The organism is Streptomyces sp. DH37, from assembly GCF_029813835.1.
Lineage (GTDB): Bacteria > Actinomycetota > Actinomycetes > Streptomycetales > Streptomycetaceae > Streptomyces.
The window spans coordinates 76,274-99,613 of record NZ_JARVKV010000006.1 but is presented as its reverse complement, the minus strand read 5'-3'; the positions used below and the strand labels follow the sequence as shown (position 1 = coordinate 99,613).

Genomic DNA, 23,340 nt, shown 5'->3' with positions numbered 1-23,340 from the left:
CCGCTACCCTCGGAACCGATATCACCGTGGGGCATGTGATCTTGGGGCTGAGATGAGCAGCGGCGAGCAGTGGACCATCGAACGTATCCGCGAAGCTCTCGGCAGCCCGGATCTAGCGCAGCGCTTCCTGTCCGAGATCAACCGGGCGCCGGCCCACCAGCTCCTCGGCGTGTTCGCGAAGTGGGAGCGGATCGCCAAGGACACCCTCGCCGCTGTGGAGCGCGGCCGGAGGCTCGCCGAGTATGACGCCCGGGGCGAGGAGCCGCCCGGCGAGTGGATCGACGCGACCGACCGCGTCCGGCAGGAAGCCGAGCGCATCCGCGCACGTGGTGCGGCCTAATCCGACAAGCAGGTCACGCGCTGTTCCGGAGCGGCTACGCTATCTCCCGCCGGGGGTGGAGAGCTGTTCCGGAGCAAACATCACAACTGGGGAACATGCGTGACTTATCGCCTGAAGTACGACCCTGCGGCAGAGGCCGTGTACGACGCTCTGCCGCAGCACGTCAGCGAGCAGCTCACCCTCGCCCTCGCCGACGCCTGCGACGACCCCATCGGTGCCACCCGGCCCTACGGCGACATCGAGGACGAGGTCATACGCCGGGTCGTCGCAGGAGACGTCACCGCGCTCCTCCTCGTCGGCCACAACATGAAGACCCTCACCGTGCTGGAGATCACCTACCTCGGCTGACCGCACGCCAAGGCCCCCGCCCATCCCGGGCGGGGGCCTTCGTCGTTGCGCGGGCTACGCGACCTTGGCCTGCTCCGGCAGGAACACCCCCGGACACTTGCGGCAGTACAGCGAGCGGGCCCACGCTTCCCGCGCGGCCTCGGCTTCCTGGAACCGGGTCCATGCCACCCAGCCCGCTCCGGCCCCGGCGGCCAGCGCCACCAGGCCCAGCAGCGAGCCGGCGGCCAGCAGCCACACCCCGGCGACCACGAGGCCCAGCACGGGCAGCCACGCCGGGGCATACGACGGCGGCTGGGCGAGCTCCGCCTTCAACTCGGCCCCGGGCGCCAGCGACTTCCAGAACGCGGGCAGGTCCAGCACTTGGCTGGACTCTCCGCACCCCGGGCATGCCTTGCTCATGATCGTCCCCCTCTGGTCGGTCAGCGGCAGCAGTCTCGCCAGCGACCGGACGGTAGGGCAGGGCGTGACCGGACAACCCGAGGCGCACACCAGCCAGCCCCCACCCGGATCACCCAGGCGGGGGCTGGCGGAGGGGTGGGTCAGTGCGGCAGTTCGCCATCGAGGTACTCCTGTACGGGCTCGAACAGCCCGTAGGGCACGTAGTCGGCGATCTCGCCGTGGGTGATCCAGGCAACCTCGGCGAGCTCGTCGGCGTCGGCGACGCGGGCCTCGCCCTCGACACCGGTCGAGCAGGCCACGTAGTACATGAGCCGCCCGGTCTTGGGGTGCACGCGCTCTCCGAGGAGCTTGACGGCGTCCACCGTCAGCCCGGTCTCCTCGAACGTCTCGCGCACGGCGGCCTGCTCGGGGGTCTCGCCCGCCTCGATGCCGCCCGCGGGGAACTGCCAAGACAGCTCGCCTTCCTTGACGCGGCGGCGGACCATGAGAACGCGGCCCTCGCGGACGACGATGGCGGCGGAGATGCCGGGCTGCTCGGTGGTGCTGTCGGTCATGCTGCCTCCAGTGCGGCGGTGATCGGCGGGTAGATGCGGTCGGCGGGGATGAAGCGGGTCAAGCTGCGGATCGGCGCCCAGGCGACGTCGACGTTCTCCAGCGGGTCGCGGTTCGTGGGCTCGCCGGCCAGCCAGTCGGCGAGGTAGTAGTCGCAGGCGACTCCGGTGACCGGGTGGACGCGCTCGCCGAGGTGCTCGCGGACCGCGCAGTGCACGCCGGTCTCCGCGTGGGTCTCCTGCACCGCGACCGCTTCCGGGGAGGCGCCGGGCTTCACCACCCCGGCCGGGAACTGCCACGCGAGCTGGCCGTCGCCGCGGCGGCAGACGAGGAGCACGTCCTCCCCGCGCACCACCACGGTGATGGCCACGCGCAGGGCTTGCGGCTGGGCGACCCCGGCCGGCCGGGCGAGAGCCGCGAACCTCCGCCGCACTGCCTCACCCGCCCTCTCGTGCGCAGTGTCGAGCGCCTGCTGGATCTCCGGCCGGGGGACGATGCCCGGCTGCGCGTGCCAGCCGGCGACGGTGCGGACCGCGACGCCGAGCCGGGCCGCGAACGCCTCGTTCGTATCGCGCATCGCGGCCTGGAGCGCGCAGGCAGTCCGCCCTGTCCACGTGTCGATGACGTCCACGATGGCCCCTCCCGGCGGGCGTCGGCGGGCTACTGCACTACGGCTGCACTGCTGCTGCGCTGGAACTGCACCGGGAGGTCATGGCCGCCCAGTGCGGGCGCGGGTTGGCTGAGAGGCATGGAGAACACCGTTCCGCAGTCAGGCGCTGCCAGAGTCGCTCTGCTGGTCTTCAGCGCGGGCTGCCGTCACTCGCGCGGCGATCCTGCGTGCCCACTCACGGCTGTAGGGAGTGTGCTCGGAGATCGCAGTGAGAGGGACTCCCGCTTCGCGGGCGTCGGCGACCAACTGGTCAAGCTGTCGACGCGTCTTCTCATGGGCAGCGGTGGCTCGATCGAGCTTGCGCAGCCAGCGAGCCTTCTCGGCTTCGTCGAGTGTCGGGGTGTTCGCTGCCATGCCTGGCATGTTCTCACGCTAGGCCGTCTACCGACTAGACGGCTTGCAGGAATATCCGTCCACTTTGTTGCGGCGGCAGGCGGTCCCGTGCAATGCTGTTCCTGCAACAAAGTAGACGCGACGGAGCCCCGCTTCGCGGAGTTCAGTCGTGCCGGTGCCCACTCCTACCGGACTCAGTCCGCGGGCGCCGTCGCACAACAGAAGAACGGGCCGGACTCCGCGACTCCTACCTCGCAGGCCGGCCCTCACCACCAGGTCCCGTGAGAGGAACCCCCTGATGGCTAGCTCGCAGTCTAGCGGTGCGCCCGTGTGCGCCGCGATCAGCGTCGACACCGGCGCCCCGATCCCGTTCTCCCTTGCCGCTCGCCCGGTCGTTGTGACCGTGGCCGGTGTCGAGGTGGAGATCCCGTGCCCCGAGTGGTGCATGGAGCCGCACACCGGCCGCTACGCCGCCCTGTCCGACGTGCTGCACCGGGGCCGCATGGAGGCCCTGGCCGCGCCCGAGGGTGACGGGTTCTGCGAGATCCTCGCCTCCGAGGTCTGCCAGTGGGGCGATGGTGAGCCGTTCCTGATGCTCGACGCCCCCGGTGACGGCGCCACCGCCGAGCTCGGGCCCGACGCCGGGCGTGCGTTCCTCGACCAGGCCCGCGCCCACCTCGACCAGATCGAGCGGCAGCTCCAGACGGTCGCCGCACTCCGCGCCGCCGGCCTCCAGCCGCGCCCGTCCGGCCAGCCCGCCCCGCCGGCCCCCGCGCCGAAGATGCCGCTGCCGCGCCGCGAGCCCGGCAAGAGCCTCTAACCCCTCTCCCTGCCGCGCCTGTGGGCGCTTCCTCCCCGCGCACCGCGGGCGCGGCACCCCCTTGCTCTTCACCGCCCCATTCATCCCGAAAGGAACCCACATGTCCACGACCTTCGCCACCATCCTGTCCGACGGCGACAGCGCCCGCGTCTACCCGTTCACCGCGCTCCGCCGAGAGCGCACCACCGTCGCCGAGGCCGAGCTGGACGCCGCCTGGGCCGAGGCCGCCGAGCAGGACGCCTACCGGGCCCGGATCGTCACCGACTACTACGCCGCCCGCCACGCCGGCGACGAGTACGCCGCCGAGCGGCTCCTCACCGAGGCGTTCCAGTACGACGCCGCCCACCCCGGCGAGAACCTCGGCGTCGAGCTGTGCGGCCCCCAGCAGGTCGCGGCATGACCACCGGCCTGGACGACGCCGGCTGGAAGGAACTGCGGCGCCGCGTCCGCGAGGTCAACCGGCGCAGCGAGAGCAGGCCCCGGTGAGCCGTATCGAGCTGGACGACCTGGACCGCGGATCGGTCGAACGAGCCCGACAGGCCCTCGCCGACTCGGAGTCCGCCGACTGGGCTCAGGCCGGCACCAGCGACCTGCTCAGCCAGATCGGTCATCTCCAGGCCGTCGTCGGCATCCTCCTCCGCGTCATCGACCAGACCAACCGCCCCTGACCGGTGGCCGTGCCCGCCTACTCCCCATCGGGCACGGCCACCCACCCCCAGAGAGGAACCCACATGGGATTCATCGACGCCATCGACGACGTGCTGACCACCGCCCGCGGCCGGCACGGCGCCCAGCGCGAGGCCGCCAAGTTCTCCCGCTCCGTGCAGCTCGGCCGCACCTACTGGGCCGTGGCCGAGTTCCGGCTGCCCACCGGCGGCCGGAAGCTCGCCGTGCCGTGGACCTTCGACCGCAAGAGCCGGGCCACCGGCGACCCGATGTGCGGGGCCGTGTCCGCCGCGGGGGCGTGGCTGCGGTGCGGGCCGCTGCACGACAGCCCGCCGTGCCAGACCCTCGCCGACTACCTCGCCGAGTGCGCCGAGGCGGACCAGAAGCGGCGCGCCCAGACCGACCGGGAGCTGCGGGCCTTGGAGGACCAGGTCGCCCGCATCGTCGACCTCTGCACCGCCCGCCAGCTCGTCCGCCGCTGACCGGCTGCCTGTCCTCGACCGCCCACCGCGGGCGGCCGGGGGCGGGGAGCCGGGACAGCCCCGGACCACACCGAGAGGAGCCCCATGTCCCGCATGAAGAGGCAGGCCGAGCAGAACCGCGCCGCCGCCAAGGAACTGCGCAGCCGCGGCAAGGACGACGCCGCGCGGCGGCTGGAGGACCGGGCCGCCGAGCTGGAGTCCGGCCGCGTCACCGACGTCACCGACCAGGTCATCGGCCTGTGGGGCTGGGCGCGCGGACGCTGACCGGCTGCCTGCGGTGCCCGCCCGTGCGGGCGCCGTGGGGAGCCGGGACAGCCCCGGACTACCCACTCACCAGAAGGAGACCCCATGGACCCCGTTCTTGACACCGCCCGCCGCACCCTCGACCAGGCCGGCGCCTGGGACAACACCGACCCGGAGACCCCGCCCGTCGAGTGGTGCCGCCGCGTCACCCGCCTCGACCACACCGCCCGCCAGCTCGCCGCCGCCCTGGAGCACGCCCGCGCCGACGCCGAGCGGCGCATCGCCGCCCTCCGCGCCGAGCTCGACCAGGCCAACGCCGCGCGGCGCGACGCCCAGGCCGAGGCCCGCGCCCTCCGCGAGCGCAACACCCAGCTGGAGAACCAGCTCGACGCCTTCCAGGACCAGGACTGACGACCACCGCACCACCCCACCGACCCGAGAGGAGCCCGACATGGGCCTGTTCAAGCCCACCCCCGAGGAGAAGGCCGCGATCCAGCGGATGAAGGACGCCGACCGGGCGCTCCACGAGAACAGCGAGCGCGAGCGCCGCGCCGGCATCGACTACGAGACCCCCGAGTACCAGCGCCTGAACGCCGCCGCCAACGAGGCCGCCGCCAAGGTCCCGTTCCGCTTCGGCGGCCCCCGCAAGAGCCGCTGACCGCTGCCCGCGGCGCCCGGCCCGACCGGGCGCCAAGGGGAACCGCCAGCACCCCACCCGAACCGACTCGAAGGAGAACCCGATGGGCGTCACCATCAGCCACGGCACCAACGACGGCCGCATGCACCGCTCCTACGGCCACCTCGCCGACCTCGGCAAGCACCTCGCGCACGTCCTGCCCGGCCGCGACTGGGCCCAGATCGCCGACCTGTTCGACGGCCGGTTCGCCGACGTCACCGAGATCGGCCACCGGCAGGCCGGGCGCATCGCCGACATCCTCGACCGGGCCGCCCGCCACCGGAAAATTCCCCGCGACTGGGCCAACGAGGCCACCACGTTCGCCGCCTGCGCCCGCCGGGCCGCCCGCGCCCGCCAGCCCTGGACCTGGAGCTGACCCGCCGTGGCCTACCTCGGACTCATCGTCGGCCTGGCCCGGCTGCGGCTCGCGCTCATGGTCGCCGGCCTGGCCTGGTTCGTCGACCTCGACGCCTCGCCCGCCGCGCGCTGGGCGATCGGCGGCCTCCTCCTGGTCGCCCTGCTCCTCGAATGGGCGCTGGACCCGCCGCCCCTACGCGAGCCCGCCGCACCCCGCGACCGCCACCACACCACCACCTGACCCCCGAAGGGACTGACCCGCCATGAGTACCTGGGCCCAGGAGCGCAGGCTCAACCAGGCCGCCGAGGCCGAGGAGCGGCGCCGCGACAAGGCGTTCGCCGCCAAGCTCGCCCGCGAGGAGCGCCGCGCCGCCCGCGAAGAGGAGCGGGCCGAGAAGGCGCAGCGCCGCCGCGACAAGGCGCAGCGCAAGGCCGCCCGCGCCCAGCGCCGCGAGAAGCAGCTCACCCCCGCCAACGTCTACCGCAAGGGCACCCTCGCCCTGGTCGCCGCCTCCGCCGCCGCCGCCCTCCCCGCGCAGATCGCCTACTTCGTGAAGAAGTCGCTGATGCTGCTGCCCGTCCCGTTCGCGCTCGAAGGCGCCGCCTGGGTCATGGCCGCCGGCGTCGCCTACGCCGACGAGAAGAAACTCCCCGCCTGGGTCCGCTGGCTGCTGCGCGGCTTCTGCGTCGCCGCCGCCGCGTTCGCCGCCCGCATCAACTACATCCACGGCGCCGAGACCTCTGCGCTCGTCGGCTGGGGCCTCGCCGCGGTCACCATGCTCGGCCCGCTGTTCTTCGAGGTGCGGCAGTGGGTCATGACCCTGTCCGCCGCCACCGGCGACCCCCGCAAGCGGGCCGAGGAGAAGAAGCGCGCCCGCCACGAGCGCAAGCGGCGCCGGGACCACCGCACGGTCGCCAAGGTCGCCGACCGGCTCGTTTCCGCCGCCCCCTACGGCTCCCTCACGTTCGAGGACGCGTGGGCGCAGGCGTGGCTCATCGTCCACGGCACCGCCGAGCCCGGCATGACGCCGAAGCTCCACGCCTACGCGGCGCGCTCCGCCGTCGCCCTGGCTGCTGCCAAGGCCGGCGAGGAGCCCACCAAGGACGAGGTGCGCGAGCGCATCGAGGCGCGGCTGAACGCCTCCGGGTTCGTGCTGCCGACGCCTCCCGGCAAGGCCGCCCCGAGGATCAAGAAGCCGCAGGTCGCTACCGATCTCCCCCCCTCCTCCAAGAGCCCCTCCGAGAAGCCGAAGAAGGCCGGCCGCCGGCAGCCCCCGCCGCACCGCCGCACCAAGAACGACAGCGTCCCCTTCCACCCCATCGCCAAGGCCGTCGCCGCCGACACCGCCCGCAAGCACCTGGTCGTCAACGGCCACCACCACTGAGGAGTCCCGTCATGGCCACGCCGATCACCCAGGACCACGCGGTCAGCGTGGAGAAGACCCCGCACCTCACCCTCGTCGAGGGCAGCGTCGTCGAGCACCAGGGCGCCGCCCTCGACCGGCCCGCCTGGATCCACTCCGGGCAGGCCCTCGCCAGGCACGCCGCCGCCAACCGGCTCTACCTCGGCTGGGCCGCCCGCGGCTACTGGCGCCTCGGCCGCGCCTGGGTCGACGGGCTGCGCGACGACTACCCCCAGCTCATCCACACCGCCCGCGCCGACCTCAAGGCCGCCAAGGGCGACCGCGACGCCGAGCGGGCCGCGAAGAACCTCGTGACGCACTACCGCGAGGAGTACAAGCACCACCGGCTCGTCTACAGCGCGAAGACCGGCGCCTGGGCCGCCCCCGCCGCGACCGCCGCCGGATACGGCGCCCTGCAAGGCGGCCTGTGGATCTCCATCCTCATGAGCATGGTCACCGTCGCCTACGGCGCCTGGCGCGGCCGACCCCAGGCCATCGCCGCCCAGGACGACCCCGGCCGCATCGAGATCGGCGCCGCCGACGGCGACCCGTTCCCCATCGCCGACGCCGGCACCCGCACCGAAGCCGCCGAATGCGTGCGCCGCGCCCTGCTCTCCGAAGGCGTCGACGTGGCCGCGGTCGAAGCGCGCCGCCACTACGCGTGGGGCTGGGAGGTCGCGGTGCGGCTCCGCAAGGGCAAGCCGTCCGACCTCATCGCCAAGGCCCCCGACCTGGAAACCCCCCTCGACCTGCCCGCCGACGGGCTGCTGTGCCAGCCCAACCGGCAGCGCCGCTCCGAAGTCGTCCTCCGTCTCGTCGAAGGTGACCCGTTCGAGGCGATGCCCGCCCTCCCGGAGCGGGCCCCGAACAGCCTGCGCATGCGGGACAAGGCGCTGGTCGCGCTGCGCATGGACGGGCAGCACACCGAACTGTCGTTCCTCGGCCTGCACTTCCTCGCCATCGCCGCGTCCGGCGGCGGCAAGTCCGTCACCCTCCGCTCCATCGGCGACGTGCTCACCGCCTGCGACGACGTCGTGGTCGTCGACCTCGACCCGGGCGGCAACGGCCTGGAGCCGCTGGCCGAGGCGGTCGGGGTGCGGGTCGTCGGCGCGGACCAGATGCACCTGATCGAGGCGGTGCTGGAGAAGCTCCTGGCGATCGCGAAGGCGCGGGCCACGCTGCTGGGGAAGCTCGGCATGGGCGACAACTGGGTTCCGTCTCGCCGCTACCCGGCGATCGTCGCCCTGGTGGACGAGTACCCGCAGCTGTCCCAGCGGGCCAAGGCCCTAGTGGTGGCGATCCTCCGGGTCGGGCGGAAGAGTAGGGTGCAGATCGGACTGGCCGCGCAGGAGGCCACCAAGGACGCGATCGGCGCCGCCATCGCCGACTCCATCGCCCTGAAGATCGTCGGCCCGTCCCGGCACCAGGACGTGCTGCAGGTGTTCGGGCAGGGTGCCGGGGCCAACGGCTGGCGGCCCGACCGGCTCCACCCCGCCCAGGGTGAAGACCCCGCCGACGCCGGCAAGGTCTACATCATGGGCGGCGGCTCCACCGACCCCCTCATCCACAAGGTCATCGCCATGAGCCCGGAGGAGGGCAAGCGCCGCGCGGCCGAGCGTGCCGCCGCGGGCCGCCCCTGGATCGACGCCGAGTCCTTGGACGCGGCCGGGGTGACGTTCGACGACCTCGACACCGTCCGCCCTCACGACCGGCTGCCCGAGCCGATCGAGCTCGCCCGGGCCGCGTTCACCGCCGCCGGCGACCCGGAGCGGATGACCACCGTCGAGCTGTACGAGTACGTCGCCGCCGCGGCGCCCGAGGACTGGGCGCCCGCCGACGGCGAGGAGACCGAGCAGGCCCGGGACCGGTTCCTCAAGGCCCTGCGGGACGCCGCCGCCGAGATCGCCCCGAAGGTCGACATGAAGACCCGGCAGTGGCGCGGAGGCCGCGGCTACTACCTCGACACCGTGATCGAACTGACCGGCGAAGAGGACTGAACAGCCGGATCGGGGGGCGTGACGCCGCAGGTCAAGGCCGTGACGCCCCCCGTGACGGGGCCGTGACGGCGCCGGTTCGCCCGTGACGCGTCACGCCCCCGTCACGCCCACCCCCAGCGCTCTGACCTGCAACGTCACGGGCCGTCACGCCCCCTGTCACGCCCTATATGCGAAGAAGATCCATGATTGGAGACCGTCATGCTCGCGACCGCCCTGACCGCCCGCCCGGCCCCGCCCGCGGCCCCCGCCGCGCCCCTCGACCTCGACGAGCGGCTCGCTCTGGCCGCGCTGGCCGTGTCCGACTCCGGCCCCCTCGACCTGGCGGACGTGATCCGCCTCCCTGGCGCGCTGCCCGGTCCGGAGCCCGCCCCCTGCCCGTACAGCACCCCGGTCGCGGCGTGCCTCCACCGGGCCGCCGCCCGCATCGCCTCCGGCTGGTGCACCGGCCGGCTCGTCGACGAGCAGGGCCGCCGGTGCCTGCGCGGCGCCATCCGAGCCGAAGCCGGCGGCGACTGGGGCACCGAGGTCGACGCGTGCGTGCTGCTGCTGGAGGTCATCCGGGCCGAGTTCGGGCCCGACGTCGAGACCGTGCCCGAGGCCAACGACCACCTGCTGCGCGGTCCCCAGCACGCCGCGCGGATCCTCGGCGCCGCCGCCACCCTCGCCGACGCACGCCACATCTGACCCCATCGAAGGAGACCCGTGCACGCGATCCTCCACGCCGCCTGCTGGTTCTGCGGCGCCGACGACAACCCGCCTGGCTGGACCCGCTGCGGCTTCTGCCTCCACCGCGCCGACGACGACCCCAACCGCTGACCCGACCACGCCAGAAGGAGAACCCCATGGCATACGAGCGCATCAGCAAGATCCTGGAAACCCCCGACGGGGCGTTCGTCTACGCCCAGGCCGACTACAAGGCCGGCGAGTTCCGCGTCATCTGCTCAGGCTGCCCCGACCTCAAGAACACGCCCTACACCAGCGCGACCGGGGCCATCCTCGCCGCCTCGTACCACGCCGACCACGACCCCACTCAGCGCCACGTCCCCACCCGCCGCTGACCGAAGGAGACCGCCATGCGCATGCCCCGCACCGACCGCCGCACCTGGGCCACCGCCCGCACGGTCGCCGACCTCGGCGAGTTGACCGCTCGCTGGCTGGAGGGCCGCATCGGCTCCCAGCCCGGCTACGTGCCGAACTGCGGCCCGGACGAGGAGACCCGCGAACTGATGCCGCTGCTGGCTGCCGCCAACCGGGCCGGATTCCTCACCACCAACTCCCAGCCCGGCTGTGACGGGTCCGGCTACGACGGGCGCCGCTGGCAGCAGCGGGCCGCTGTCTGCGGCTTCGCCGAGCCCGCGGTCGCCGACCGGGTCCGCCGGGCCGCCTCCCGGCACGGCTGCCGCGTCGTCGAGGACGAGGTCATGCCCTGCACCACGAGAGACGGGGAGATCATGACCGCGTTCGGCGGGCGGATGCGCCGCCGCGACCTGGCCGCCACCTGGAAGCCCGTCAGCGTCGACGCCTACCGGGCCGTCCTCGACGCCCGGCAGCTCGCCGTCATCTGCCCCGACTGGGGACCTGGTGGGACGCGGAAGCTCCTCGCCGTGCTCGGGGCGCTGGGCTGACGGGGAAGAGAGGTTCCATGACCGAGCACATCGTCAACTGCGGATGCGGGCGGACCATGGCCCTCGACGCACTCCGAGGCCGCGGCGCCTACCGTTGCGGATGCGGTGCACGAGTACGGATCACCACACGGTCGACGGCTGTCTCAACAGGCTGCTCCGTTGATAACTGCCGCGGCGTGTCCGTCACTGGCAAGGAGATACGCCTCTGCGTCGACCACAGGGACCAAGCGGTCATCCTTCTGGCGCGTGAGATCGGCAGACGCGAGTTCGTCCACCTGGGGCGGCTATACGACCAAGGTGCGGAGCGTTGGGAAGCGCCAGTGATCCCGGTCTACGAAGGGCCAGCTGTAGCAACCACGGAGGAGGCTGCCATCGTCCGACAGCTTCCATTGGATGGCCCGCACAACCCGGTGGTGTACTTCCTCCTCAACGGAGACCGAGTGAAGATCGGGTACACAACCAACCTGAAGTCCCGCCTCATCGCGCTCTCTCTGAGAGTGCAGAACGTCATCCTGCTTCTCGACGGCGGCCAGAAGCTGGAGTACGCCCTGCACAGCAGGTTCCGCTATCACCGTATCGATGACACCGAATGGTTCCACTACGCCGAGGAGCTTCAGGAGTTCGTGAAGGCGCGTCCTCAAGTTGGCCGAGGAGGCTCCAGACGACGAAACGCGCCGCCACCCCGCAAGAACGCTTGACTTGATCGCCGGTAAATGTACAGTCTGGAAGTGATCGTGGGACATCTGTCCTTCACAGCTTCCGAACCCCCGCCGTGACACTTCCGGCGGGGGTTCTGCGTTGCAGGGGAGGTGCCATGCCAGCCTCCATCGGCGAAGTGCGCTTCCCCAACCCGCCCGTACAGCTCATCAAGGACCGCGACCATCTTGGCGACGTCCAAGAGGCCGCGCGGATCGCTGGGGTCAAGCCGGACACCATCCGCATCTGGAAGCGGCGCCGGAAGATCGAGCCCGTGGACCTCGGTGACGACGGCCCTGAGTTGTTCCACTTGCCGACCGTGTACGCGGCCTCGCTGGTGAAGCGCGGCCGGCCGCCCGAGCCTCGCGAGGAAGAGGTCCGCGCCGCCTGACCACCCTCAACGCGTCCCGCGATTCCCCCCGCTGGGGCGCCGCCTGCTGCCCGGTGTTGGGCGCGCCGGGCAGCAGGCCCATCCACTCCCGCCCCGGTCCGAGGGTGAAGTCGACCGGGGCGGGCCCACCCTCTGGAGGTCCCCATGCAGGGGCCATGGCGGAGCGCACTCGCGTTCATCGTCATCCTCATCGTGGTCCTGATCGTCCTGTCGGCCTTCGGTGTCTTCTGACGAACCCCCCACGCGGCGGCCAGTGCTCGGGCAGGATGGCCCGACCAACAGCACCATCCCGTGGGGGGATCATGCGCCACCGTCTTGCCGCGCCCGCCGTAGCCGTCCTCCTCGCCGTTCTCGTCGGATGCGGCGGAGGCAGCGACGAGCCGAAGGCCAAGCCCGAACCGGCCCCGACGAGCGAGCCGGCCGTCGACTGCGACGACCCGGAGCTGAGCCAGGCCGAATGGGTGAAGCACTGCGAGGCCGCCCAGCAGGACGAGGCCCCGGCCGAGGAGACGTTGGAACTCGGCAAGCCCGCAGAGACCATCGGGTCCGGCGGGGCCGGCGCGCTCGAGGTCACCCCGACCACCGTCGTCTACGCCAAGCAGGCCACCGGCGAGACACCGGAGAACGACGTGTTCGTCGTCGTGAGCGTCAAGGTGCGGCCCACCAACGCGGTCGCCGCGGCCCAGGCCGCGCCCATCGACGGAGGCGGCTGGAAGTGGGTCGGCGCCGACGGGCAAGCCGTCGACACCGGCAGCGGCACCGCGTTCAACGTCACGCCCGACGGCTTCACCGCCGGTGGGGAAATCCAGCCCGGCACCTTCGAGTGGGCGTCCGCCGCATTCGACCTCACCACCACCCAGGCGGCCAGAGGCGGCACGCTCATGTACGTCGACGGAGCAGGCACCGCCTACCGGTGGGCGATCCCCGCCCAGGACACCGGACCCCAGGTCGACGAACTCAAGCAGGCGCTGCAGTAGCTGGCCGCACGGCGGCCCCAGACGAGAGGGAGGCCGCCGTGCCCACCAGCATCGACGAAGGCAAGGACTGGTCGCTGGAGCGCTTCCGGCGGCACCGGCCCGACACCGTGTGCGACGTCGGCCCCGGCGAAGGCACCTACGCGCGCCTGTTCCGGCCCGAGCACCGCGGCGTGTGGTGGACAGCCGTCGAGATCCACAAGCCGTACATCACCAAGTACAAGCTGAAGAACACCAAGACCCGCACCGACCGGTACGACGAGATCCACGTCATGGACGCCCGCGAAGCCCCGGACCACCTGTACTTCCGGGATCTCGTCATCTGCGGCGACGTCCTGGAGCACATGCCCCGCGAGGACGCGGTCGCCCTGCTCCAGCGGATCGAAGCCGCCGGCGCGTGGCACATCCTCGTGTCGGTGCCGATCGTGGAGGCCCCGCAGGGCGAGGTCGACGGCAACCCCGCCGAGGCGCACGTTCACCACTGGGACGCCGACGACATGGACGGCGTGCTGCGCAACCTCGGCGGCGGAGTCGAGACGTACCGCGGGGACACGCTCGGCGTGTGGTGGTGGAGTCGGCGCGGATGAGTGGCGGTTGGCAGGGCTCGGATCGTAAGGCCCGGCTCCCGAAGGGCTGGCACAAGATCCGGGCCCGCATCCTGGCCCGCGACCCGATCTGCAAGCTGTGCGGCGTTCGCCCGTCCACGCACTGCGATCACATCGTGGCCAAGACTGACGACCACTCGGACGCCGGCCTTCAAGGCGTGTGCGGCCCCTGCCACGATCAGAAGTCCTCCGCCGAAGGAAACGCCGCCCCCCGCGCGAAGCCCGGCCGCAGAAGGCCCCAGGAGCCGCACCCCGGACTGAGGTGAACGCCCATGCCCGGCTACCTCGTCCGCCACACCAAAGGCCAGCAGGGCGACGTCCTCATCGAAGACCCCGGCCTGCACGTCTCGTTCCTCCGAGGGTGGGTCGTATTCACCCAGGGCGAGCCCCACACCGAGGGCGGCACCGTGGTCCTCGCTCTGCCCACCGAGCAAGTGGCCAGCGTGCAGCGGGTAGACGACACACCAGAGGCGACAGCCGAGGAGTGATCCACTGTGGCAAGGCGAGGCGGAGGACGAGGCGGTAACGCGGCCACGCTCAGGCGGTACTGGGGTCAGGGTGCAGGCGCCGCCAAGATCCGATGGGGAACAGCGGGTGACTGGAAGCGCTGCAACCAGCAGCTGTCTAAGTACCTCGGACCGCGGGCCAAGGGCTACTGCGCGCGCATGCACCGCGAGCGCACAGGGACATGGCCAGGCAGCAGGGCCAACGCAGGCAGACGAGGCAGGCGGTAGGGCGCGCCCCAGGGGGCTGGGTGGCGCCGGCCGGCAGGGCAGACAGGCGGATGAGGCAGGCGTGAGCGCCACATGCACGGTGTACGAGCGGTGTTCCGAGTGCGGCGTTGAAGTGCCGATCGTTCTGGACGTTCGCTCGACTGCCTCGGTAGCCGGCGCACCGGCAGTCGTCTTGGAGCCGGACCTCACGGACGTGGCGGCACATGCCTGGCTGCACGAGCAGGAGTGATCAAGACTGAGTTTCCTTGATCATCGAACCATGATCACCTGGGGGGATGATCTTCCCCCCATGATCTTTCCGATCGGGGCCGTATAGCACCTGACCGTCTGTACGGGTTTCCAGAGGCCCGGCCCGCAGTAACTCATGGTGACCGGCGCGCCCCGGAGGCGGCCGGCCGCTGCATTTCTCGCCCGATCGAGCCCGCCCCGGAGGCGGGCCATAGACCCTGGAGGTCGTCATGGGCGTTCGTGGACCCATCCCGAAGCGCACCGAGGAGCGCCGCAGGCGCAACAAAGAAGAGGGGCCGGAGCCGGTGAAGGCGGCGCCGGGCCCGCCTGCCGACCTGCCGGATCTGCCGGAGCCGGACGAGGCGTGGCATCCGATCGCGCGGGACTGGTACCTGTCGCTGCGCGAGTCGGGCCAGGCCCAGTTCTACGAGCCGTCGGACTGGGCGGTGGCCCGGTACGCGGCGGAGTTGATGTCGCGCGGCCTGTCGTCGGACCGGCCGCCGAACGGCCAGTACGTATCGGCTCTGGACTCGGTGATGGCGCGGCTGCTGACCACGGAGGGGGACCGGCGCCGGGCCCGGATCGAGCTGGAGCGGAAGCCGGCCGCGAGCGCGGTCCCGGCGTCCGTGACGGCGATCGCCGACTACCAGTCCCGCATCGGTGGCTGAGAAGGAGGTCCCCGAGGTCGTCGAGCCGTTCACGATCGGGCCGACGTGGAAACGAGGCCCGGACGGGCGGTTCATCCTGCCGGAGTACACGCTGGGCTGGCACTGCCTGGCGTGGACGGCGACGTATCTGCAGCACCACGTGGGGGAGCCCTGGCGGTACACGCCGGAACAGGCCCGGCTGACGCTGTGGTGGTACGCGATGGACCCGGCGACGAACCGGTTCCTGTGGCGCGACGGCGTGATCCAGCGACTGAAGGGCTGGGGCAAGGACCCGCTGGTCGCGACCTGGTCGGCGTTCGAGTTCGTCGGTCCGTGTCGGTTCGGCGAGGTCGCGGACGAGGGCAACGAGTGGGGCGTGCCGCCCGGGCAGCCGCTGGGGGTACAGCATCCGGCGGCGTGGGTGCAGATCGCCGCGGTATCGCAGGACCAGACACGGAACACGATGACGCTGTTCCCGGCGATCCTGACGAAGCGGGCGATCGAGGAGTACCGCATCGACCTCGGCAAGGAGATCATCTACGCCGACAAGGGGCGGGCCCGGATCGAGGCTGTCACCTCCTCGCCGCGGGCGCTGGAGGGCGGCCGGCCGACGTTCGTGAGCATGGGCGAGACCCATCACTGGGTGGAGGCGAACCAGGGCCACGAGATGGCCGCGGTCATCGAGCGGAACGCCACCAAGTCGGCGGACGGGCAGGCCCGGACGCTGGCGAACACCAACGCCTACGAGCCGGGCGAGGACAGCGTGGCGGAGCGCACCCGGGAGGCGTTCGAGGCGGCCGAGGCCGGGCGGGCGGTGGACACGGGCCTGTTCTACGACTCGCTGGAGGCCCCGGCGGAGGCGAAGCTGACCGAGGCGTGGATCGTTCCGACACTGAGGGCGGTGCGCGGGGACTCGACGTGGCTGGACGTGGGCCGGCTGAAGGCGTCGATCCTGGACCCGCGGAACCCGCCGTCGCGGTCGCGGCGGTTCTGGTTCAACCAGATCGTGGCGGCCGAGGACGCGTTCCTGGCCCGCTACGAGTGGGACGCGTGCCCACACGAGGGCATCGAGCTTCAGCGCGGCGACGAGCTGGTGCTGTTCTTCGACGGCTCCAAGTCGGACGACGCGACGGGCCTGGTGGGCTGCCGCATGTCGGATGGGCATGTGGTCACGTTCGGGGTGTGGCAGCGGCCGGCGAACTGGCCGGACGGGCGGCCGTGGCGGGTGCCGCGCGAGGAGGTCGACGGCGTGGTGGACCGGGTGTTCGCCGAGTACCGTCCGGTCGCGTTCTTCGCCGACCCGGGCGCCGGTCAGGACGATGCGGACGGCGAGCGCTACTGGGACGGCTACATCGACGCGTGGGCGCAGCGCTATGGGAAGCGGCTGAAGGTGAAGGCGGTGACCAGCGGCGCGAACCGGCACGCGGTGATGTGGGACATGCGGGACCGCCGACGCCAGCAGGTGTTCACCGAGGCCGTGGACCGCTTCTACCGGGATGTGCTGGAGCGGCAACTGACGCACGACGGCCACAAGGTGCTGCGGCAGCACATCGCGAACGCCCGACGGCGGACGAACGCGTGGGGCTACACGATCGGCAAGGAGCACCGCGAGTCGGCCCGCAAGGTGGACCTCGCGGTGTGTGCGGTGGGGGCGCGGATGCTGCGCCGCATGGTGCTGAACTCGGCGGTGTGGGCGAAGCGTTCTGCGGCGCGCGGTAAGGGAAGGGTGGTGGTGCTGCGGTGACCACTCCGACGCTTCCCCTGCTGTCGCTGTCGGACGACGAGGCGAACCTGATCACGGCGCTGCGCTCGGATCTGCTGTCGGCCCGGTTCAAGCTGGACCTGCTGGACGCGTACTTCAACGGCGAGCAGCTGATCCGGGACTTGGGTATCTCAATCCCGCCGCAACTCAAGGGCCTGCACACGGTGATCGGCTGGCCGCGGATCGGTGTGGAGGCGCTGGAGCAGCGCCTGGATCTGGAGGCGTTCCGCTGGGCGGACGGCTCGGACGCGTCGGACCTGGAGGAGATCGCCGAGGCGAACGACTGGTTCGACGAGTCGAGCCTGGGGCATCTGGACGCGCTGACCTACGGCCGGGAGTACCTGACGGTCGGCTCGGCGGACGACGGCGATGCGCCGCCGCTGATGACGTTCGAGTCGCCGCTGGACATGACGATGCTGTGGGATGCGCGTCTGCGGGTGGCGACGTCCGCGTTGCGGGAGAGCGTGGAGGACGGCGTCCGCATGGTGACGCTGTACTTGCCGTTCGAGACGATCCACGCGGCGGAGACCAACGGCGGCTGGGAGGTCCTGGACCGGGATCAGCACAATCTGGGGATTGTGCCGGTGCTGCGGATGGCGAACCGGCAGCGAACGGCGGACCGGGTGGGTCGGTCGGAGATCACCCCGGAGGTCATGTCGATCACGGACGCGGCGTGCCGGCGGCTGATGGGTATGGAGGTGGCGGCGGAGTTCTTCGGGGCGCCGCAGCGCTACATCCTCGGCGCGAGCGAGTCGGCGTTTCAGGACGCGGAGGGCAACGCGAAGTCGGCGTGGGAGACGTACATCGGCCGGGTGCTGGCGCTGGAGCGGGACGAGGACGGCCAGATTCCGAGCGTGGGCCAGTTCGCGGCGCACGACCCGACCGGCATGACGAAGATCGTCGACCTGTACGCCAGGATCATGGCGACGCAGCTGGGGCTGCCGCCGCACTACCTGGGGTACACCACCGACAATCCGGCGAGCGCGGACGCGATCCGCTCCTCGGAGGCGCAGTTGGTGAAGAAGGCCGAGCGCCGCATCCGCAGGTTCGGGGCGACGCACCGGGACGCAATGCGACTGGCGCTGTGGTTCCGCGACGGCGAGCCGCCGCCGCGGGAACGCCGGATCGAGTGCGTGTGGCGAAACCCGGCGACGCCGACGATCGCGGCGCAGACCGATGCCGCGGTGAAGATGGTCGCTGCCGGCATCCTGCCCGCCGACTCCGAGGTGGCGCTGGAGATGGCCGGCCTTACGGAGGACCAGCGCCAGCGGGTGCTGGCTGAGCGGCGCCGGGCGCAGGGCTCGGCGCTGCTGGAGCGCCTGGCCGGACTGGGCGAGGGCGGCGAGGAGGAGCCGTCGCCGGAGCCGGAGGGCGACGATGGCGACGACAGTCTCTGACGGTGGCGACGCGGCGAACCGGTACCGGGCAGCTCAGCGCGGGCTGACACGGCTGCTGGTGCGGGACATGCGCCGCCTCCGGAGGCTGATCATCCCGTCGCGGTTGCAGCAGACGGTGCCGGACTGGATTGAGGCCACCCGGGCTGTGGTGGACCAGTACGGGCAGGCGTCGAGCGCGCTGGCGGCGGACTGGTACGAGGCGCAGCGGGTGGCTGCCCGGGTGACGGGCTCGTTCACGGTGCCGCTGGTGGGCCCGCCGCCGGAGGAGCAGGTCGACGAGTCGCTGCGGTGGGCGACGAAGGATCTGTGGCCGCGGCCGGAGGAGGAGGCGACGCCGGCACAGCGCAAGCCGATCGAGGTCCGGCTGGAGCGGGCGGAGAAGAAGGCCGAGCAGGTCGCACAGAAGCTGGTCGCCGATCAGGGGCGGGACACGGTCCGAGAGGCAGTGCGCCGAGATAGGCAGGCGGTGGCGTGGGCCCGGGCGGCGGCACTGGGCGCGTGTTCCTTCTGCAAGATGCTGGCGATCCGCGGCGCGGTCTACGAGCAGGAGACGGCGGATTTCCGGGCCCACGACAACTGCCATTGCGGCGTGGTCCCGGTGTTCCGTGGGCAGCGGTTCGAGCTGTCCGACAAGGCGAAGGAGTGGGAGCGGTTGTACCGGGAGTACGCCGCCCCTTATCCGGGCGAGCAGCTTCAGCGGTTTCGGCGGGCGCTCGCCGAGCACGGGCAGCAACTGCCCGCGGCTCACTGACCCATCCCATCGGCTGCCCCGGAGGCGGCCTCGTCTCAGCCCCTGGAGGGCCGTTTCACCATGCCCGAAGAGAACCCGAACCCTGAGTCGGAGAAGCCGGCCGAGCCGCAGGAGCCCGGTACCGCCCTGGAGGCGGAGGGCGGCAAGACGGATCCGTGGGCCGACCCGGAAGCCGCGCGCAAGGAGATCGAGAAGCTCCGCAAGGAGGCGGCGAAGTACCGCACGACCGCCAAGGAGCTGGAGCCCCTCGCGCAGAAGGCGCGGGAGCTGGAAGAGGCACAGAAGTCGGAGCAGGAACGCCTCACCGAGCAGCTCACCGCGGCGGAGCAGCGCATCCAGGCCTTCCGGCAGCGCGCGGTGCGCTCGGAGGTAAAGGCGCTCGCCGCCACGGAGTTCGCCGACCCGGAGGACGCGCACGCGTTCCTCGACCTCGACTCCTACGTGGGCGACGACGGCGACGTCGACACGGACGCGATCCAGCGGGACCTGAAGGACCTGCTGAAGCGCAAGCCGCACCTGGGCAAGCCGGTCGACACCGGCGCGCGCCCGCCGCGGCCGGACCGCTCGCAGGGCTCCTCGGGCAACGGAAACCGAACCCCCAACGATCCGGCGGCCGAGTTCGCCGCCTTCCTGACGCAGGGCCTCGCACGGGGCCACTGAGAGAGGTAGTCCCCGATGGCCACAGAGCCGCTCAAGCTGTCCACTGTCGACCCCGTCTTCCTGCCGGAGACGCTGGTCGGCCCCATCTTCGAGAAGTCCGTCGAGGGCTCGGCGGTCATGTCCCTGGCCCGCCGGGTGCCGCTGTCGATGACGGCGAACACCGCGGTGCCGGTGCCGCTGGACGTGCCGATGGCCGACTGGGTGTCCGAGGGTGGACGCAAGCCCCTGTCCAGCGGCGGCGTCGAGGTCAAGCAGATGTCCGGCAAGAAGATCGCCGTGCTGATCCCGGTCAGCATGGAGGTCGCGCAGTCCAACGCGGCGGGCCTGTGGACCCAGCTGCAGCGGGACCTGCCGACGGCGTTCGCCCGGGCCTTCGACATGGCCACGATCCACGGCAAGAACATGAAGGGCGGCACCGGGCCCTTCGCCGACTACCTGGCGGCCACCTCCAAGACCGTCGCGCTGGGCACCACCGCGCAGAACCAGGGCGGCATCTGGGGCGACTTCGTCTCCGGCATGGAGGAGATCATCGACGACGACTGGGACTACACCGGTACCGTCGCCGACAACCGGCTGAAGCCGAAGCTCCTCGCCGCCACGTCCACCACGGGCGAGCCGCTGTTCGTGGCCACGCGGCAGCCGGGCGCCGGGACCGGAGCGGCCCTGCAGGGTGAGCTGATCGGCGAGCCGATCGCCTACTCCCGCAGCGTCTCGGGCAAGCTCCGCCGCCAGTCCACCTCGGTCGACTCGGGCCTGCGCGCCATCGGCGGGGACTTCTCCCAGGCCGCCTACGGCGTCGGCATGGAGATCAGCATCCGCCTGTCCCGCGAGGCGACGTACATCGACGAGGACGGCGGCGTGCACTCGGCGTTCCAGGAGAACCTGGTGCTGCTCCTGGCCGAGGCCTACTACGGCTTCGTCCTGGGCGACGCGGAGGCGTTCGTGCGCTTCACCGGCACCCCGAGCGGTTCCTGATGGGGCGGGCTGTCCCGGCTTCCGCGCCGGGCGGGACGGCCGCTCCGCTGCGGATCGTGGCCCGCGTGCACCTCATGCCGCCGGAGCACAACGCGGGGGCCGAGCACATGCTCGTGTCCATGCTGCGGCCTCTGGTGGAGCGCGGGCACGACGTATCCGTGTGGCTGTCGCGGTACGGCAAGGCCCGGGAGCCGTATGAGTACCGGGGTATCCGGGTGGTGCCGCTGCAGGCCCACCTGGACTTCGGGACGGCGGCGCGGCAGGCGGACGTGCTCATCTCGCACCTGGAGTGCGTACCCAGTACGGCGGCGCTGGCCCGCGGCTACGGCAAGCCTGTGGTGGTGCTGTGCCACAACACGCACCGGCCCACGTTCCGCGACATGGCCGCGGGCGGTACCGCGCTGGCGGTCTACAACTCGCTCTGGATGGAGCGGGAGGCGGAGCTGTTCTTCGCCGAGTACCCCAGGGGCATCCGCCCCGGACAGTCGCTGATCGTCCGGCCGCCGGTGTTCGCCGCCGAGTACGCCACGAAGCCGGGTACGGCCGTGACGCTGGTCAACTGCAACCCGGAGAAGGGCGGCCGGGTGCTGGAGAAGCTCGCCCGCCGCATGCCCGACACCGAGTTCCTCGCGGTGCGCGGCGCCTACGGGGAGCAGATCCTGCCGGATCTGCCGAACGTCGAGATCGTCGAGCACGTGGACGGCTCCCGGATGCGGGAGCAGGTGTACGGCCGCACGCGCGTGCTGCTGATGCCGTCCTCGTATGAGTCATGGGGCCGGGTCGGCGTGGAGGCGCTCGCCTCCGGCATCCCCGTCGTCGCGCACCCCACGCCGGGCCTGTGCGAGTCCCTCGGCGAGGCCGGGATCTTCGTGGACCGGGGCGACACCGACGGCTGGGAGGCGGTGCTGCGCAAGCTCGCGGCGCCGGCCGAGTACCGACTGGCGTCCAAGCGGGCGAAGGCCCGCAGCGCCGAGCTCGACCCGGCGGAGGAACTGGCCGCCTGGCGCGATGCCGTGGAGGCTCTGGCCCGATAGGAGGCTGCCGTGGCGTTCGTGATCCCGACCGCCGAGGACCTCGCCCTGTACTTGGACCTGCCGGAGATCAACGGCGGTCGGGCGGATCTGCTGATCGCGCAGGCGGTCGCACTGTGCGAGACGGTCGTCAAGCCGCTGCCGGACCAGGCCACCGCGGTGGTGCTGTCGGCCGCCGGCCGGGCCTACACCAATCCGCAGAGCGTCAGCTACGAGACGATCGGCCCGATGTCGGTGCAGCGCCCGCAGGGCTCCGGCGGCCTGTACCTGACGAAGGCCGACAAGGCGGCGCTCAAGAGCGCGGCGGGCCGGGGCGGGGCGTTCACGGTCGACCCGACACCGGCCACGGCGGACCCGTCCCCGACCTGGCCGGTGGGCGACGACTTCGTGCCGGGCGAGTACGAGCCGGGCTGGGGGTGGCCGTAGTGCCGGCCCCGTATCCGTTCGGGGAGACGGTGCGGATCGTGCGCACCGGCCCCTCGCCGGGCCGGGACCCACGGGGCCAGCCGCTGCCGGGCCCGGACGAGTCCTTCGACCTGCCCGGCTGCGTGGTCACTCCGCGGCAGGCGTCGCCGAACGTGGGCGGGGACGAGCAGCAGGGGCGGGACACGGTCGTCGTCGGCTGGACGGTGTACGCCCCGGCCGGCTCGGACGTCCGCACCACGGACGGGGTGATCGTGCGGGGTGTGCGGTGCGAGATCACGGGCGAGCCGGGCGACTGGGGCCGCTCCCCGTTCACGGGCACGCGCGGTCCGGTGCAGTTCGCCGCCGACCGGGTCACCGGCTGAGAGGAGGCCCCTATGGCAGCCAGGTTCCGGATGAAGAACAAGGGCGTCGGTGAACTGCTGCGCTCACCGATGATCGAAGCGGAGATGCGGCGCCGCGCCGGCGTGATCCGCGACGTGGCGGTGGCGATCTCCCCGGTGGGGGAGGCCGCCCGCGACCCGCACCCCGGGCTGTACAAGGGCTCCTGGCACGTCACCAGCCACCGCCGGGGCGGGCGGCGCCGCGACCGTGCGGTCGCCGTGGTGTGGAACTCCGCGCCGTATGCCCGCTGGGTGGAGTACGGCACCGAGCGGGTGCCCGCCCACCACGTGCTGCTGCGCGCCGCCACGGTCGGGGGCCGCTGATGACCGCCGTCGGCGAGGTCGACGTCGAGGTGGAGTTGATCGGCTGGACCCAGGCCCGCCTCGGCCCGGAGGTCGTGGTCCGCGACGAGCTCGACAACAACCTGCTGAACGAATTGCCGACGGTGCAGATCGAGGTAGTCGGCGGCGACGACGACGGATTCCGCCTGGACCGGCCACTGGTGGACATCAACGTCTACGCGGCCACCCGCGGCGCGGCCCTCGACCTCGCCAGGACAGTCCGAGGCCTGTACCTGACCGAACTGCGCGGCTCCCAGACCGCCAACGCGGTGTTCGGGCTGGTGCGCACCGTCTCCCGGCCCGCCGTCCGCCCCTACGAGAACACCGCCCTCCGCCGCGCGGGGGCGACCTATCGAATGCATCTCCACCCGGTCTCCTGACCGGCCCCAGGCCCGCGCCGGACCTGTAACCCGAACCCCGCCATGCGCGG

General features: G+C 71.9%; 36 protein-coding genes. 32 read left to right on the top strand and 4 right to left on the bottom strand.

Translation table 11 applies throughout. The features are described 5' to 3' along the window. Positions 1 to 52 precede the first annotated feature (52 nt). A complete protein-coding gene (locus tag QC029_RS05380; RefSeq protein WP_279554229.1) occupies positions 53 to 340 on the top strand; it encodes a hypothetical protein in 288 nt (95 codons plus the stop codon). 99 nt (positions 341 to 439) lie between these two features. Then, positions 440 to 688, top strand: a complete 249-nt coding sequence (locus QC029_RS05375) for a type II toxin-antitoxin system RelE/ParE family toxin (protein ID WP_279554228.1) — start codon at positions 440 to 442, stop codon at positions 686 to 688. Between the two features lie 54 nt (positions 689 to 742). Here the strand turns inward: QC029_RS05375 and QC029_RS05370 are convergent, their stop codons facing one another. From QC029_RS05370 to QC029_RS05355, 4 genes are all read right to left on the bottom strand, one after another. Continuing rightward, complete coding sequence (locus QC029_RS05370) at positions 743 to 1,087, bottom strand: hypothetical protein (protein WP_279554226.1); 345 nt, start codon at positions 1,085 to 1,087, stop codon at positions 743 to 745. Positions 1,088 to 1,227: 140 nt separating this feature from the next. Further along, positions 1,228 to 1,641, bottom strand: coding sequence for an NUDIX hydrolase (locus QC029_RS05365; protein ID WP_279554224.1), 414 nt, complete (start codon positions 1,639 to 1,641; stop codon positions 1,228 to 1,230). Further along, positions 1,638 to 2,270: an NUDIX domain-containing protein gene (locus QC029_RS05360; RefSeq protein ID WP_279554223.1), complete on the bottom strand. Its 633-nt coding sequence runs from the start codon at positions 2,268 to 2,270 to the stop codon at positions 1,638 to 1,640. The genes QC029_RS05365 and QC029_RS05360 overlap by 4 nt, the downstream gene beginning before the upstream one ends. 138 nt (positions 2,271 to 2,408) lie before the next feature. Beyond that, a complete protein-coding gene (locus QC029_RS05355) occupies positions 2,409 to 2,663 on the bottom strand; it encodes a hypothetical protein (protein WP_279554222.1) in 255 nt (84 codons plus the stop codon). A gap of 277 nt (positions 2,664 to 2,940) precedes the next feature. Here QC029_RS05355 and QC029_RS05350 point away from each other — a divergent pair, with 277 nt between their 5' ends. The 30 genes from QC029_RS05350 to QC029_RS05205 all read left to right on the top strand — a co-directional run bounded on the left by QC029_RS05350 (position 2,941) and on the right by QC029_RS05205 (position 23,290). After that, positions 2,941 to 3,462, top strand: coding sequence for a hypothetical protein (locus tag QC029_RS05350; protein ID WP_279554221.1), 522 nt, complete (start codon positions 2,941 to 2,943; stop codon positions 3,460 to 3,462). A 100-nt stretch (positions 3,463 to 3,562) separates the two neighbouring features. After that, positions 3,563 to 3,862 carry a hypothetical protein gene (locus QC029_RS05345; protein ID WP_279554220.1) on the top strand — a complete coding sequence of 100 codons (300 nt, stop codon included), beginning with the start codon at positions 3,563 to 3,565 and terminating at the stop codon, positions 3,860 to 3,862. 82 nt (positions 3,863 to 3,944) lie between these two features. Beyond that, the gene (locus QC029_RS05340) at positions 3,945 to 4,130 is read left to right on the top strand and encodes a hypothetical protein (RefSeq protein WP_279554219.1); all 186 of its coding nucleotides are present in this window, start codon (positions 3,945 to 3,947) and stop codon (positions 4,128 to 4,130) included. A gap of 63 nt (positions 4,131 to 4,193) precedes the next feature. Then, positions 4,194 to 4,610: a hypothetical protein gene (locus QC029_RS05335; protein ID WP_279554218.1), complete on the top strand. Its 417-nt coding sequence runs from the start codon at positions 4,194 to 4,196 to the stop codon at positions 4,608 to 4,610. A gap of 84 nt (positions 4,611 to 4,694) precedes the next feature. Next, positions 4,695 to 4,874 carry a hypothetical protein gene (locus QC029_RS05330; protein WP_279554217.1) on the top strand — a complete coding sequence of 60 codons (180 nt, stop codon included), beginning with the start codon at positions 4,695 to 4,697 and terminating at the stop codon, positions 4,872 to 4,874. 84 nt (positions 4,875 to 4,958) lie between these two features. Beyond that, entirely contained in the window at positions 4,959 to 5,264 is a 306-nt protein-coding gene (locus QC029_RS05325) for a hypothetical protein (RefSeq protein WP_279554216.1), read from the top strand. Positions 5,265 to 5,304: 40 nt separating this feature from the next. Further along, positions 5,305 to 5,511 carry a hypothetical protein gene (locus QC029_RS05320; protein WP_279554215.1) on the top strand — a complete coding sequence of 69 codons (207 nt, stop codon included), beginning with the start codon at positions 5,305 to 5,307 and terminating at the stop codon, positions 5,509 to 5,511. Positions 5,512 to 5,593: 82 nt separating this feature from the next. Beyond that, positions 5,594 to 5,905 carry a hypothetical protein gene (locus QC029_RS05315; RefSeq protein ID WP_279554214.1) on the top strand — a complete coding sequence of 104 codons (312 nt, stop codon included), beginning with the start codon at positions 5,594 to 5,596 and terminating at the stop codon, positions 5,903 to 5,905. Between the two features lie 6 nt (positions 5,906 to 5,911). After that, positions 5,912 to 6,127 carry a hypothetical protein gene (locus tag QC029_RS05310; RefSeq protein ID WP_279554213.1) on the top strand — a complete coding sequence of 72 codons (216 nt, stop codon included), beginning with the start codon at positions 5,912 to 5,914 and terminating at the stop codon, positions 6,125 to 6,127. A gap of 22 nt (positions 6,128 to 6,149) precedes the next feature. Continuing rightward, the gene (locus tag QC029_RS05305) at positions 6,150 to 7,271 is read left to right on the top strand and encodes a hypothetical protein (protein ID WP_279554212.1); all 1,122 of its coding nucleotides are present in this window, start codon (positions 6,150 to 6,152) and stop codon (positions 7,269 to 7,271) included. Between the two features lie 11 nt (positions 7,272 to 7,282). Further along, positions 7,283 to 9,286: a hypothetical protein gene (locus QC029_RS05300; protein WP_279554211.1), complete on the top strand. Its 2,004-nt coding sequence runs from the start codon at positions 7,283 to 7,285 to the stop codon at positions 9,284 to 9,286. A gap of 198 nt (positions 9,287 to 9,484) precedes the next feature. Further along, positions 9,485 to 9,970: a hypothetical protein gene (locus tag QC029_RS05295; protein WP_279554210.1), complete on the top strand. Its 486-nt coding sequence runs from the start codon at positions 9,485 to 9,487 to the stop codon at positions 9,968 to 9,970. 158 nt (positions 9,971 to 10,128) lie between these two features. Further along, positions 10,129 to 10,344: a hypothetical protein gene (locus QC029_RS05290; RefSeq protein WP_279554209.1), complete on the top strand. Its 216-nt coding sequence runs from the start codon at positions 10,129 to 10,131 to the stop codon at positions 10,342 to 10,344. 15 nt (positions 10,345 to 10,359) lie between these two features. Further along, a complete protein-coding gene (locus QC029_RS05285; protein ID WP_279554208.1) occupies positions 10,360 to 10,911 on the top strand; it encodes a hypothetical protein in 552 nt (183 codons plus the stop codon). Positions 10,912 to 10,928: 17 nt separating this feature from the next. Further along, positions 10,929 to 11,609 (top strand): GIY-YIG nuclease family protein, encoded by a 681-nt coding sequence (locus QC029_RS05280; RefSeq protein ID WP_279554207.1) that lies wholly within the window; start codon positions 10,929 to 10,931, stop codon positions 11,607 to 11,609. 116 nt (positions 11,610 to 11,725) lie between these two features. Beyond that, a complete protein-coding gene (locus QC029_RS05275; RefSeq protein WP_279554206.1) occupies positions 11,726 to 11,998 on the top strand; it encodes a MerR family transcriptional regulator in 273 nt (90 codons plus the stop codon). A 302-nt stretch (positions 11,999 to 12,300) separates the two neighbouring features. Further along, positions 12,301 to 12,975 carry a hypothetical protein gene (locus tag QC029_RS05270; protein ID WP_279554205.1) on the top strand — a complete coding sequence of 225 codons (675 nt, stop codon included), beginning with the start codon at positions 12,301 to 12,303 and terminating at the stop codon, positions 12,973 to 12,975. Positions 12,976 to 13,013: 38 nt separating this feature from the next. Continuing rightward, positions 13,014 to 13,559, top strand: a complete 546-nt coding sequence (locus QC029_RS05265) for a bifunctional 2-polyprenyl-6-hydroxyphenol methylase/3-demethylubiquinol 3-O-methyltransferase UbiG (protein WP_279554204.1) — start codon at positions 13,014 to 13,016, stop codon at positions 13,557 to 13,559. Between the two features lie 290 nt (positions 13,560 to 13,849). Beyond that, positions 13,850 to 14,065: a hypothetical protein gene (locus QC029_RS05260; protein ID WP_279554203.1), complete on the top strand. Its 216-nt coding sequence runs from the start codon at positions 13,850 to 13,852 to the stop codon at positions 14,063 to 14,065. A gap of 704 nt (positions 14,066 to 14,769) precedes the next feature. Next, on the top strand, positions 14,770 to 15,207 hold the full coding sequence (locus tag QC029_RS05255) for a hypothetical protein (protein ID WP_279554202.1): 438 nt from the start codon (positions 14,770 to 14,772) through the stop codon (positions 15,205 to 15,207). Next, positions 15,200 to 16,930, top strand: a complete 1,731-nt coding sequence (locus QC029_RS05250; protein ID WP_279554201.1) for a terminase — start codon at positions 15,200 to 15,202, stop codon at positions 16,928 to 16,930. The genes QC029_RS05255 and QC029_RS05250 overlap by 8 nt, the downstream gene beginning before the upstream one ends. Continuing rightward, a complete protein-coding gene (locus QC029_RS05245; protein WP_279554199.1) occupies positions 16,927 to 18,345 on the top strand; it encodes a phage portal protein in 1,419 nt (472 codons plus the stop codon). The genes QC029_RS05250 and QC029_RS05245 overlap by 4 nt, the downstream gene beginning before the upstream one ends. Then, positions 18,326 to 19,096, top strand: coding sequence for a hypothetical protein (locus QC029_RS05240; RefSeq protein WP_279554198.1), 771 nt, complete (start codon positions 18,326 to 18,328; stop codon positions 19,094 to 19,096). Before QC029_RS05245 ends, QC029_RS05240 begins: the two co-directional genes overlap by 20 nt. Before the next feature lie 60 nt (positions 19,097 to 19,156). After that, positions 19,157 to 19,756, top strand: a complete 600-nt coding sequence (locus QC029_RS05235; RefSeq protein WP_279554197.1) for a hypothetical protein — start codon at positions 19,157 to 19,159, stop codon at positions 19,754 to 19,756. 15 nt (positions 19,757 to 19,771) lie between these two features. Beyond that, complete coding sequence (locus QC029_RS05230) at positions 19,772 to 20,731, top strand: phage major capsid protein (protein ID WP_279554196.1); 960 nt, start codon at positions 19,772 to 19,774, stop codon at positions 20,729 to 20,731. Positions 20,732 to 20,787: 56 nt separating this feature from the next. After that, a complete protein-coding gene (locus QC029_RS05225; RefSeq protein WP_279554195.1) occupies positions 20,788 to 21,765 on the top strand; it encodes a glycosyltransferase family 4 protein in 978 nt (325 codons plus the stop codon). 9 nt (positions 21,766 to 21,774) lie between these two features. Beyond that, positions 21,775 to 22,188 (top strand): hypothetical protein, encoded by a 414-nt coding sequence (locus tag QC029_RS05220; RefSeq protein ID WP_279554194.1) that lies wholly within the window; start codon positions 21,775 to 21,777, stop codon positions 22,186 to 22,188. Further along, positions 22,188 to 22,550, top strand: a complete 363-nt coding sequence (locus QC029_RS05215; protein WP_279554193.1) for a hypothetical protein — start codon at positions 22,188 to 22,190, stop codon at positions 22,548 to 22,550. The genes QC029_RS05220 and QC029_RS05215 overlap by 1 nt, the downstream gene beginning before the upstream one ends. A gap of 12 nt (positions 22,551 to 22,562) precedes the next feature. Beyond that, positions 22,563 to 22,892: an HK97 gp10 family phage protein gene (locus tag QC029_RS05210; protein WP_279554192.1), complete on the top strand. Its 330-nt coding sequence runs from the start codon at positions 22,563 to 22,565 to the stop codon at positions 22,890 to 22,892. Continuing rightward, positions 22,892 to 23,290 carry a hypothetical protein gene (locus tag QC029_RS05205; protein WP_279554191.1) on the top strand — a complete coding sequence of 133 codons (399 nt, stop codon included), beginning with the start codon at positions 22,892 to 22,894 and terminating at the stop codon, positions 23,288 to 23,290. Before QC029_RS05210 ends, QC029_RS05205 begins: the two co-directional genes overlap by 1 nt. The last annotated feature ends 50 nt before the right edge of the window (positions 23,291 to 23,340 follow it).